We start from the raw sequence: 10,690 nt of genomic DNA, 5'->3' as shown, positions 1-10,690 counted from the left end.
CGGCGTTGTGGGCCTGGCACAGCGGCGCGAGCGAAAGGCTGCTGCTGCCGAGCGGCACGCGGAACGTCGGCAGGTTCTCGGCCACCGAGACCGCGTAGGTCTGCACCTTGTTCTTGTACGTGGCCGGTTTCGGATTGCCGTCGGGGCCGGTCAGGTTCGGACGCAGGTCGGTCGTGTAGGCCTTGTGCGCGAGGCCGCTCAGCAGATAGCTGCCTTCCATCGACGGAATGTCGGGGCAGATGCCGCGCACGTCGGCGAGCGCGGTGATCGACTTGGCCGTGCAGAGGTCTTCGTGCGTGTTCAGCGATGCGCCGAGCGGCGTGGCGCCGCCGCGGCCGACGAGGTAGCTGCCGTTGACCTGCTCGCGCGCGCCGACGACGTTGGTCGCGGCCACGGCGCCGGATCCGAGTGCGGCGACATTCGGGATTTCGTCGCTGTCGAAGGAGTTGAGACCGGTGGACAAAGCCAGAATGCTGCAATTGGCGCAATAGGCGTTGCCGCCGTCGTCGGGACTGCGGTACGGATCCTTCCAGGCCGGGGCCGGCAGGCCGGCGAGGTCGCCGGTCACGTTGAACGTCGCCGACGGTGTTTCTGCCGTGATATAGCGCAGCGCTTCGGCGTACATCTCGGACATCGGATTGCCCCAGGCGCTGCAATTGCGCCCGTTTGCCGCCGTGCCGGGATTGTTGAGGTTCGGCGAGCCGAAGCCCTGACGGTTGAGGATGCTGTACGTGTTGCAGTCGGTCCAGGACGCCGCATAGTTCCAGGTCAGCAGCTTCAGGCGGTTCATCGTGTTGATGACGCCTTCGGCGCCGTCGCCCTGATTGCAGAAGCGGCCCGTCGAGAGATCGATCTCGTCGCCGGCCGCGCAGCCCGTGGCCGTGCCGTTGCCGGCGATCGGACCGATGTTGCGGCGGACGACGCCGCCACTGCGCGGCGCCGAATACGATCCGGTCAGGAGGCCGAAGCGCATCGAGCGGTTCTCGCCGTATTCCTGCAGCAGGCCGGCCGGCTTGAAGATACCGGCCGTGCCGTATTCGCGGCAGAAGGATTCGCGCAGCGCGCCCGTGCCGCCGGCACAGACCTCGACGCGTACGTCGAGCTCGGTCGCGCGCGGCGGGCTGTCGGGTTTCGCGTCGTTGTTCGCGTCTTCCTTCCAGTTGCACTGGTTCAGTGCGGTCGACGCCCATTCGGTCCATGTGCCCGAGGCGACGCGCAGTTTCGGCACGCCGGTGTTGCTGAAGGACGCGTTGCAGAACGACGTCGCGCTCGAATACGGCGTGTAGCGCGCGATGTCGCTGCCGCCGTAGGTCTTGACCCAGGCATGCAGGTCCGACGGAATGTGCGCACGCTCGAGCACGGTCGTCGCGGCGTCGGTCGAGCGGTAGCCGCCGTAGAACACGAAGCGCAGCATGTCGAGCCGGCTCATGGTGATCCAGTTCAGGAAATTACCGCTCCAGCTGCCGCCGCATTGGTGGTTGTTCGCGGCCGCGGTCGCCTTGAACTGGCCGCTGCCGTAGGCGTAGCAGAGATCCGGATCGAAATAGCCCGAATAGCTGAAGCGGTTCTGGTAGGTCGTATCGAGCAGGCCGTCGCTGTCGAGGTCGGTGTAGTCGGTATAGGCCTTGATGAACAACTGCTCGTCGCGCGACATCACCATCATCATCAGCGGCGGCTGGCCGGTCGCCGTGAACAGCGGTGACTGCGAGATCGGAATCGTCGCCGCGCGTGCCGGCGCCGCGGCGAGGCCGGCCAGCAGCGCCAGCGCGGCTGCCGCGAGCAGGGAGTGCCATCGTGAGAAAGTCATTGCGTTGCTCCGGCTCGTCGTGCGCTGCGGTTCAATAGACATAGGTCGACTGCACGGCCGACGTCGCCGTCGTGTCGGCGCCGGGCGCCCCGGCCGACACGACGAAGAATTTCGGCTCGCGCATCGGATCGGTGCCGAACTTCAGCGACTGGCCGATGCGCACGCGCGTGACCTCTTCGTCGGCTGTCGTCGGTCCGTCCGCGTACCAGGGCGTCCAGGGCAGCGCGTTGCTGTTGTCTATCTGCGTGAACGCGATATCGGGCTGGCGCAGCGGATCGAGCACGACGGCCTCGCCGCGCGTGAGCTGCCGTTCGGCCGACTGGAAGGCGTCCTGCTGGTTCTTGTAGTTGCCGGACATGCGTTCCTGCAGGACCGTCATGCGCGACGCGGTCAGCGCGAGCAGCGTCACGAGGATCAGCAGCATCAGGCTGACGAACAGCGCGGCGCCGCGCTGGCGGTGCGGGACGCGCGGCGCGACGCGCTGCGTCGCGCGGAAACGGCGAGCGGATACGGTATTCACATCGAGTTACTCACGCGATTGCGCAGGGAAACGGTGGTCTGGTAGGTCTGCCGCAGGTAGCCGTCGTTCGGCCGCGTCATGCGCCGGTCGAGCACCGTGAGCGCCGGTTCGGTCGGGCGGGGGCTTACGAACGGCGCCGGGCTGCGCAGCAGCAGACCGATCTGCAGCGAGCGCGCACTGCGCCAGCGCGCGTCGCGATCCGCGTCGGAGGCCGCGCCGGCGGCGACCTGCGCACCCGTGCGATAGACGTCGGCGCCGTCGTTGGCCGGCGTCGAGGTATCGATGCCGACGAGCACCTGCAGGCTTTCTATGCCGTCGATGAGTTCGCGGTTCTCGAGCTGGCCCGTGGACTCCTGCAGCGTCTGCATCATCAGTGCAGGCTGGCCGTTCGCGCCGCGGCCGACGTAATAGACCGTGTATTCGGCGCGATGCAACTCGGCGTTCCACCAGCGCTGGCCGCTGCCGGCCTGCAGGCCGTATTCGACTTCGCGGTCGCCGCGCCACGTCTTGCCGGGCGAGTTCGCGGCGTCGAACTGGTACGTGTTGCCCGGATTGCTCGACGCGCCGTACGGCGCAGACAGCTGGACGCCGTTGACCGCGCTCGCCTGGAACACGTCGGCGAAACGGTAGTTGCCGACGCCGTAGATGCCTTTCGCGACGAACGGCCGGCCGTCCGGAAAGGTCGGTGTGAGCGCGATCAGCGTGTCGTTCGTCGTGTTGAAGCCGGCCAGCGGGATGCTTTCCTCGCTGAAATGCCGCACGACGAGGATGTCCGACCCGGTCAGCGGCGCCGCATCGGCGATCGCCGGCGGCAGCGCCGGTGTCCAGCTGCCGGCGCCGCCGGGTTGCGGTTCGGCGCCGTCGTTGCTGTCGTTCGCGTCGAAGACTTCGATCGAGCGATGGAAGCGATGCTGGAACAGCGTCGCGTCGACACCGTTCGGCGCGAGGTGATTGATGAAGTTCGACGCGTTGCCCGCGGCGAGACGGTTCAGGTCGTTGCCGGCACCGAGGTAGCCGGCCATGCGCACGCTGCGCTGCAGCCGGATCATCGCGAAGCGCGCGTTCTCCTGGATGCGCGAGAGCGCCTCCTGGCTCAGATAGTTGTTCTTGCTCGCGCTGAACACCTGCGTGATGCCCAGCAGCAGGAATGCCGCGATCGCGATCGCGACCATCATTTCGATCAGCGAGAAGCCGGCGGTGCGGCGCGGGGGTGCGATCGGCATGGTCATAGGGCTGAGGTCAGCGTGAATTCGGTCGTGGCGTCTGCGCCGTTGCTCCAGCGCGCGTCGGTCCAGCGGATCGCGACGACGACGGTGCCGCCGGGCATGCGCACCGCGCCTTCGCCGAGCGGCAGCTGGGCCTTGATTGCACATTTCCAGTCGTATACGTCGCGCGAGGCGGCGCCGGTGGACGGCGGCGTACCGCCGGTGTCGGGACAGCTGCCGGGCGCCGAGCCGTAGTTCGTGAAGTAGCGCCCCGCGATCAGCTCGTTGCGGTTCGCGCGCATGCGATCGAGCAGGTCGTAGGCGAGTGCGGTCGCCTGCGTGCGGTAGTTCGCGCTCTGATTGGCCTTGATCGAGAACGCCTGCAGCGCGGCGAGCCCGAGCAGTCCGATCGACAGGATGATCATCGAGACGAGCACTTCGAGCAGCGAGAAGCCCGCGGCGCGCGGCGCGCGGCGGAACGCGGTCGCGGCGTTCATGCGCAGGCTCCGCGCGCGGTTTCGGCGCGGCCGAGTCCGCGCAGATGCACGGTGCGGCGCTGGTCGCCGTTGCAGTCGCGTGGCACGAACGTCCAGGTCAGGTCGTTTTCGGTCGAAAACCCTTCCTTGCCGAAGCTCACGAACGCCGCGTCCGCGCTCAGCGAATCGCCGGGCGCGATCGCCGGCCAGACACGCAGCAACTGGTCGTTTCCCGCGAGCTGGCCCGCGGTGCCGCCGTCGGTGAAGACGATCCAGCCCGACCGCCAGGCGCCGCCCGAATCGCAGGACGCGCCGTCGGCGCTAGCACAGACCGTCACGCGCGTGCCGCGCGTGACCGCTTCGTTGCGCGCGAGGTTGACCGCGGTCAGCAGGTCGTTCGCCTGATTCGACACGCGGTTGCTTCTGATCACGTTCGAATACGACGGCACCGCGAACGCCGCGAGTATCGCGATGACGACCACCACGGTGACCAGCTCGATCAGCGTGAATCCCGACGATTTCTTCATGCCCGTTCTCATGCCCGCATCCCTCGGCCGCAGCCGTGCGCGGTCGAGCGTCGCAGGAAGCGACCGCTTGCGGTCGCCAAGTGAACTTTAAGATTTCTTCAAGATTGAGCGTGCGCGCGCGTACTGTTCAATCGGCCGCCGCGTCGACGACGACACGCGCCAGGTAGTGGTGACCGTCGCTGCGATAGCGCACGTGCATGCCGCGATGCAGCGCCGCGAGCGCTGCGATCATGCGCTGGCCGCTGCCGAGGCTGCCCTGTCGCGCCGGTATGGCGCGCAGATCGTTGACGACGACGAGCCGGACGCGTGTACCGCCGGTGCGCAGGCGCACGCGGATGCGTCCGCTACCGTGCCGCAGCGCATTGGCGAGCAGGTTGTAGACGATCTGCTTGGTGTAGTCGGCGTCGAACGCGATCCAGGCCGGCGCGTCGTCGAGTTCGAGCGTGCGGTCTTCGGCTTCGGCCATCAGCGCGATGCCTTCGGCGATGCGCGCGAGCAGCGCGCGCAGATCGACGCGCACGCGCTTGAGCGGCAGATTTCCCTGCTCGGCCTTCGCGAGCAGCAGAGTCTTGTCGACGAACTGGGTCAGGCGTTCGAGTTCCGCGACGAGTTCGTCGGCGACGGCGTCGGGCAGGTCCGGCGCGGCCTGATCGAGCCGCAGCCGCGCGAGCGTCAGCGGCAGCCGCAGTTCGTGCGCGACCTGCGCCGCGAACCGGTCGAGCTGGCCGAGCGCGACATGCACGCGGCTCAGCAGATCGTTGATGCCGCCGGCGAGCGCGTGCAGTTCCGGCGCGTCCGGAGGACGCAGGCGATGCAGCACGTTGCCCGGATCGAGCCGCTGCAGTTCGTCCTGCAGTGCGCGCAGCGGTGCGTGCGCACGCCGCTCGAGCAGCCACGCGAGGAGGCCGGACAGCGTCCCTATGAGGAGTGCGAACAGCGCCTGCGCGCGCACGTTGCCCGGCATGCCGGATTCGCCGCGGCCGGCGAGCCAGTGCGGGTCGACGAGAAACCAGTACAGCGCCGACACGGACAGGAAGGCGAGGGCGAAGGCCCCGGCCGTGCGCAGCCACCTGCGCGTCACGGCAGCGCCGGTTCGGCGCCGAGCGCGAAGCCGACGCCGCGTATCGTGCGGATCAGCGGCGGCTGTCCCGGCAGTTCGAGTTTTTTGCGCAGATGGGAAACGTGCACATTGACCAGCGCGGTTTCCGAGTCGAAGCAGCGATCCCAGACCTTCTCGATGATGATGGCCTTGCTGACCGGCCGCGGCGCATGCAGCGCGAGCAATTCCAGCAGCGCGAATTCGCGCGGCGTCAGTTCGACGCGGCGGCCGTTGCGCGTCGCGCGGCGCGCCATGAGATCGAGCTCGACGTCCTCGTAGCGCAGCAGGTTGCTCATGTGCGGCCGCCGCCGCCGCGTCAGCGCGTGCACGCGGGCGATGAGTTCCGATACCGAGAACGGCTTGGCGAGGTAGTCGTCGGCACCGGCGTTGAGTCCGGATACGCGATCGTCGACGCCGCCGCGCGCGGTCAGGATGAGCACCGGCGTCGTCGAACCGCCGCGGCGAAGATGCCGCAGCACGCTCATGCCGTCGCGCGCCGGCAGCATCAGGTCGAGCACGACGCCGTCGTAGTCGACGCTCTCGGCCTGCCACAGGCCGTCGTCGCCATCCGTCGCGAGATCCACGGCGAAGCCTTCGGCACGCAGCGCCTGCGCCACGTAGCGGCCAATCTTGTCGTCGTCTTCCACCAGCAGGATGCGCATGCCGTCGTCGCTTGCGGAGCGGGCCGGGTCCGTCCGGCGGATGCCGGGCCTTGTAGTCCGGCAACGTCAAAACGGTCAACGCCGGTCATCGGCGTATTGCCGCTTCCGCAGCGGGAACTTTTCGCCGGCTTTGCGGTACATTGCGGAGTTTCCCGCTCCGCTGCAGCGCCGTCGCGCCGGCGGACACCGCGGGCGTCCGTGCAGAGCCGCCAGCCGATTCGCGTTTTTCGCGACGGCCGGGCCGGCCATGGTCGCCCGGTGCGGGAAGCCATTCGCACATCCGACCTACGGTGACGAGACGATGATCGAAACCCGACAACTGACGAAACGCTACGGGCAGTTCACTGCCGTCGACGGCATTTCATTCACGGTCGAGCCCGGCCAGGTGCTCGGCTTTCTGGGGCCCAACGGCGCCGGCAAATCGACGACGATGAAGATGATCGCGGGCTTTCTCGCGCCGACCTCGGGCGCGGCGAAGGTCTGCGGCTTCGATGTCGAGAGCCAGCCGATCGAAGCCAAGCGCGCGCTGGGCTATCTGCCGGAAGGCGCGCCGAGCTACGGCGAGATGACGCCGCGCAAGTTCCTCGAATTCGTCGCCGATGTGCGCGGCCTCGCCGGCGAGCGCCGCCGCCAGCGCATCGACGACGTGATCGGCCGCCTGCAGCTCGAATCGGTGCTCGCGCAGCCGATCGACACGCTGTCCAAGGGCTTCAAGCGCCGCGTCGGGCTGGCCCAGGCCATCCTGCACGATCCGCCGGCGCTGATCCTCGACGAGCCGACCGACGGCCTGGATCCGAACCAGAAGCACGAAGTCCGCGGCCTCATCAATGCGATGGCAGCCGACAAGATCATCGTGATCTCGACCCACATCCTCGAAGAAGTGCACGCGGTCTGCACGCGCGCCGTCGTGATCGCGGGCGGCCGGCTGCTCGCCGATGCGACGCCGGCCGAACTCGAGGCGCGCTCGCGCTATCACGGCGCGGTGTCGCTGACCGCGCCGAACACCGGCGCGGCGCGCGAGGCGCTGGCCCGCGTCGCCGACATCGAGACGATCGAGATCGACCCGCACGACCACCGCATCACGGCGATTCCGAAGAAGGGCCGCGCGATCTTCGTGCCGATCAGCGAGGCGCTGAAATCGCAGGGCGTCGAAGTCAGCCGGCTCGAGCTCGAAGCCGGCCGTCTCGACGAAGTCTTCCGCAGCATCACGCTGCCGCACGGCACGGAGGCCCGCGCATGAATCCGGTCAAGACCGTCTTCCGGCGCGAACTCGCGAGCTACTTCGCGACGCCGGTCGCCTACGTGTTCATCGTCATCTTCCTGATACTCGCGGGCGCGATGACGTTCTACTACGGCGAGTTCTTCGAGCGCGGCCGCGCCGACCTGCAGCCGTTCTTCGGCTTTCATCCGTGGCTCTATCTGTTCCTCGTACCCGCGATCGCGATGCGGCTCTGGGCCGAGGAGCGCAAGAGCGGCACGATCGAACTGCTGCTGACCCTGCCGATCACGATGTGGCAGGCCGTCGTCGCGAAGTTTCTCGCGGCCTGGGCCTTCGTCGGCATCGCGCTCGCGCTGACCTTCCCCATCTGGATCACGGTCAACTACCTCGGCGATCCCGACAACGGCGTCATCGTCGCGAGCTATCTAGGCAGCCTGCTGATGGCCGGCGCGTTCCTCGCGATCGGCTCGTGCCTGTCGGCGGCGACGCGCAACCAGGTGGTCGCCTTCATTCTCACCGTCGTCATCTGTTTCCTGCTGCTGATGGCGGGCTTTCCGATGGTGCTCGGCTTCTTCCAGTCGTTCCTGCCGCAGGGCATCGTCGACGCGATCGCGGGACTCAGCCTGTTCTCGCATTTCCAGGCGATTTCCAAGGGCGTCGTCGACCTGCGCGACCTCGTCTACTTCGCGCTGACGATCGTCGCGTGGCTCTACGCCACGGCTGTCGTGATCGATCTGAAGAAGGCCGACTGAGGAGGGACCCGCCATGGCATTCAATCGCAAGACCCTGACCGGCAGCGCGCTGGTGATACTCGCCCTGCTGTTCGTCGCCGTCGTCCTCGTCAGCAACGTGCTGTTGCGCGGCGTCCGGCTCGATCTGACCGAAAGCAATCTGTATACCTTGTCCGACGGCACGCGCAGCCTGCTCGGCAAGCTCGAAGAGCCGATCCAGCTCACGCTGTACTTCTCCGACCGGGGCACGGCGGACACCGACAACCCGAGCGCGCGCGCGCTGCGCGCCTACTATCCGCGCGTGCGCGAGCTGCTCGAGGAAATCGCGGCGCGCTCCGACGGCAAGGTGCGGCTCAAGGTCGTCGACCCGGTCGCCTACTCGGAAGACGAGGACAACGCCGTCGCCGCCGGCATCCAGGGCCTGCCGTTCGGCCCGGCCGGCGAAAGCGTGTTCCTCGGCGTCTACGGCAGCAATTCCACGAACGGCGAAGCGAAGATTCCGCTGTTCGATCCGGGCCGCGAGAATCTCGCCGAATACGACATCGCGAAACTGATCCACGATCTGGGCACGAACAAGAAACCCGCGGTCGGCTTCATCAGCAGCCTGCCGATGACCATGGGCTTCGATCAGGCGACGCGCCAGATGCGCCAGCCCTGGGCGGTGTACGGCGAGCTGGCGCAGTTCTTCGATCTGCGCCAGATGAACGCCGCGGCGCTCAAGACCATCGAGAGCGACATCAACGTCGTCGTGCTCGTGCATCCGAAGGACCTCGGCGACGACGCGCTGTACGCGATCGACCAGTTCGTGCTGCGCGGCGGGCATCTGCTCGTGTTCGTCGATCCGAGCGCCGAGCAGGACCAGGCCGGCGCCGATCCGGAAAATCCGCAGGCGGCGATGCTGGCCGACAAGTCGTCGGATCTCTCGACCCTGTTCAAGGCCTGGGGGCTCGACTATGCGCACGACAAGGTCGTGCTCGACCGCGCCCATGCGCTGCAGATCAGCATCGCGCCGAACGCGCCGCCGGTGCGCCATCCGGGCATTCTCGGCTTCACGCGCAAGGACCTCAGCGCCGACGACGTCATCACGGCGAATCTCGACTCGATCAACATGTCGAGCGTGGGCTATCTGGAATTGTCCAAAGATTCACAGTCGAAGCTCGTGCCGCTGATCCAGTCCAGCGACCAGGCCATGAGCGTTCCGGTGGACCGGCTGAAGTTCCTCGTCGATCCGTCGACACTGCTCGTCGACTTCAAGCCGAGCGGTCAGCCGTTCGTGCTCGCCGGACGCCTCGAAGGCCGCTTCAAGACCGCGTTCCCGGACCGCAAGGACGCCGGCCATCTCGCCGAAGCCCAGGCGTCCAATGCGGTCGTCGTGTTCGCCGACACCGACATCCTCAGCGACCGGCTCTGGGCCGAAGTCCAGAATTTCTTCGGCCAGAAAGTGCTGAATGCGTTCGCGAACAACGGCGATCTCGTGATCAACGCGGTCGACAATCTCGCCGGCGATTCCGACCTGATCTCGATCCGCGGGCGCGCGACGTCGCAGCGGCCATTCACGAAGGTCGCCGAGCTCAAGCGCAAGGCCGACGACAGCTTCCGCCAGAAGGAAAAGCAGCTGCAGCAGGAACTCGGCGAGACCGAGCGCAAGCTGACCGAACTCCAGAGCGCGAAAAGCCAGGATCAGGCGATGGTGCTGTCGGCCGAGCAGAAGGCCGAACTCGACAACTTCCTCAAGCGCAAGGTCGAGATTCGCAAGCAACTGCGCGAAGTGCGGCGACAGCTCGACGCCGACATCGACGCGCTCGGCACGCGCCTGAAGTTCATCAACATCCTGCTCGTGCCGCTGCTGCTGATCCTCGCGGCACTGGGCTTCGTCGGCTGGAAGTCGCGGCGCGCGCGCGGCTGAGGAGCCAGGCCATGAACCACACGAAAACGCCATGAACCACATGAACTCGAAAACCGTGACCGGCCTCGGCATCGCCGCGGCCGCCGCCATCGCGATCGCCGCGGCGATCAGTCTCTCGCGCAAGCCCGAGGCCGATGTCGCGCAGGGTTCCGGCGAAGTACTGCCGGGGCTCGCCGAACGCATCAACGACGTCCGGCGCATCACCGTGACCGCACCGGGTCCGGCCGTCGTCGCGACGATCGAGAAGACCGACAAGGGCTGGGCGCTCAAGGAAAAAGGCGGCTATCGCGCCGATGCCGGCAAGGTGCGCGAGTACCTGCTGAAACTGGCCCAGTCGCGCCTCGTCGAACAGAAGACCGCGAACGAGCAGCGCTATGCCGACATCGGCGTGACCGAGATGGACGTCGCCGGTGCCAAGGGCATGCAGGTCGCGCTCGACGGTCTGCCGCAGCCCGCGCAGCTCATCGTCGGCATCGTCAATCCGCGCGGCGACGCGACGTATGTGCGCCGTGCCGGCGACCGGCAGAGCTGGCTCGCG

At 67.4% G+C, this 10,690-nt stretch carries 10 protein-coding genes and 1 pseudogene; 4 read left to right on the top strand and 7 right to left on the bottom strand.

Features of this window, described 5'->3' with window-relative positions; genetic code table 11:
* From VLF18_RS04345 to VLF18_RS04315, 7 genes and pseudogenes are all read right to left on the bottom strand, one after another.
* Positions 1-1,807 (bottom strand): annotated as a pseudogene (locus VLF18_RS04345) (pilus assembly protein PilC); the annotation flags it as partial.
* A gap of 31 nt (positions 1,808-1,838) precedes the next feature.
* Positions 1,839-2,327, bottom strand: a complete 489-nt coding sequence (locus VLF18_RS04340) for a pilus assembly PilX family protein (protein WP_325278396.1) — start codon at positions 2,325-2,327, stop codon at positions 1,839-1,841.
* Positions 2,324-3,550 (bottom strand): PilW family protein, encoded by a 1,227-nt coding sequence (locus tag VLF18_RS04335; protein ID WP_325278395.1) that lies wholly within the window; start codon positions 3,548-3,550, stop codon positions 2,324-2,326. The genes VLF18_RS04340 and VLF18_RS04335 overlap by 4 nt, the downstream gene beginning before the upstream one ends.
* Before the next feature lie 2 nt (positions 3,551-3,552).
* Positions 3,553-4,029, bottom strand: a complete 477-nt coding sequence (gene pilV / locus VLF18_RS04330) for a type IV pilus modification protein PilV (protein WP_325278394.1) — start codon at positions 4,027-4,029, stop codon at positions 3,553-3,555.
* Positions 4,026-4,535: a GspH/FimT family pseudopilin gene (locus VLF18_RS04325; protein ID WP_325278393.1), complete on the bottom strand. Its 510-nt coding sequence runs from the start codon at positions 4,533-4,535 to the stop codon at positions 4,026-4,028. The genes pilV and VLF18_RS04325 overlap by 4 nt, the downstream gene beginning before the upstream one ends.
* A 127-nt stretch (positions 4,536-4,662) precedes the next feature.
* On the bottom strand, positions 4,663-5,616 hold the full coding sequence (locus VLF18_RS04320) for a HAMP domain-containing sensor histidine kinase (RefSeq protein WP_325278392.1): 954 nt from the start codon (positions 5,614-5,616) through the stop codon (positions 4,663-4,665).
* Positions 5,613-6,296 (bottom strand): response regulator transcription factor, encoded by a 684-nt coding sequence (locus VLF18_RS04315; protein WP_325278391.1) that lies wholly within the window; start codon positions 6,294-6,296, stop codon positions 5,613-5,615. Before VLF18_RS04315 ends, VLF18_RS04320 begins: the two co-directional genes overlap by 4 nt.
* A gap of 301 nt (positions 6,297-6,597) precedes the next feature.
* Between VLF18_RS04315 and VLF18_RS04310 the strand changes: the two genes are divergently transcribed.
* The 4 genes from VLF18_RS04310 to VLF18_RS04295 form a co-directional block, all read left to right on the top strand.
* Positions 6,598-7,536, top strand: a complete 939-nt coding sequence (locus VLF18_RS04310; RefSeq protein ID WP_325278390.1) for an ABC transporter ATP-binding protein — start codon at positions 6,598-6,600, stop codon at positions 7,534-7,536.
* Positions 7,533-8,267: an ABC transporter permease subunit gene (locus VLF18_RS04305; RefSeq protein WP_325278389.1), complete on the top strand. Its 735-nt coding sequence runs from the start codon at positions 7,533-7,535 to the stop codon at positions 8,265-8,267. Before VLF18_RS04310 ends, VLF18_RS04305 begins: the two co-directional genes overlap by 4 nt.
* 13 nt (positions 8,268-8,280) lie before the next feature.
* On the top strand, positions 8,281-10,152 hold the full coding sequence (locus VLF18_RS04300) for a GldG family protein (protein ID WP_325278388.1): 1,872 nt from the start codon (positions 8,281-8,283) through the stop codon (positions 10,150-10,152).
* Between the two features lie 31 nt (positions 10,153-10,183).
* Positions 10,184-10,690 (top strand): DUF4340 domain-containing protein (locus tag VLF18_RS04295; protein WP_325278387.1); only part of this gene is annotated, 507 nt, incomplete at its 3' end.

It is taken from the genome of Tahibacter sp., assembly GCF_035481375.1.
Taxonomy (GTDB): domain Bacteria; phylum Pseudomonadota; class Gammaproteobacteria; order Xanthomonadales; family Rhodanobacteraceae; genus Tahibacter.
The sequence above is the reverse complement of the archived record's forward strand: the minus strand, read 5'-3'. Positions and strand labels throughout refer to the sequence as shown.

Coding starts and splice junctions, on each gene's coding strand:
- VLF18_RS04325 (WP_325278393.1), bottom strand. CDS start 4,535: ATGAAGAAATCGTCGGGATTCACGCTGATCGAGCTGGTCACCGTGGTG.
- VLF18_RS04310 (WP_325278390.1), top strand. CDS start 6,598: ATGATCGAAACCCGACAACTGACGAAACGCTACGGGCAGTTCACTGCC.
- VLF18_RS04300 (WP_325278388.1), top strand. CDS start 8,281: ATGGCATTCAATCGCAAGACCCTGACCGGCAGCGCGCTGGTGATACTC.
- pilV (WP_325278394.1), bottom strand. CDS start 4,029: ATGAACGCCGCGACCGCGTTCCGCCGCGCGCCGCGCGCCGCGGGCTTC.
- VLF18_RS04315 (WP_325278391.1), bottom strand. CDS start 6,296: ATGCGCATCCTGCTGGTGGAAGACGACGACAAGATTGGCCGCTACGTG.
- VLF18_RS04305 (WP_325278389.1), top strand. CDS start 7,533: ATGAATCCGGTCAAGACCGTCTTCCGGCGCGAACTCGCGAGCTACTTC.
- VLF18_RS04335 (WP_325278395.1), bottom strand. CDS start 3,550: ATGCCGATCGCACCCCCGCGCCGCACCGCCGGCTTCTCGCTGATCGAA.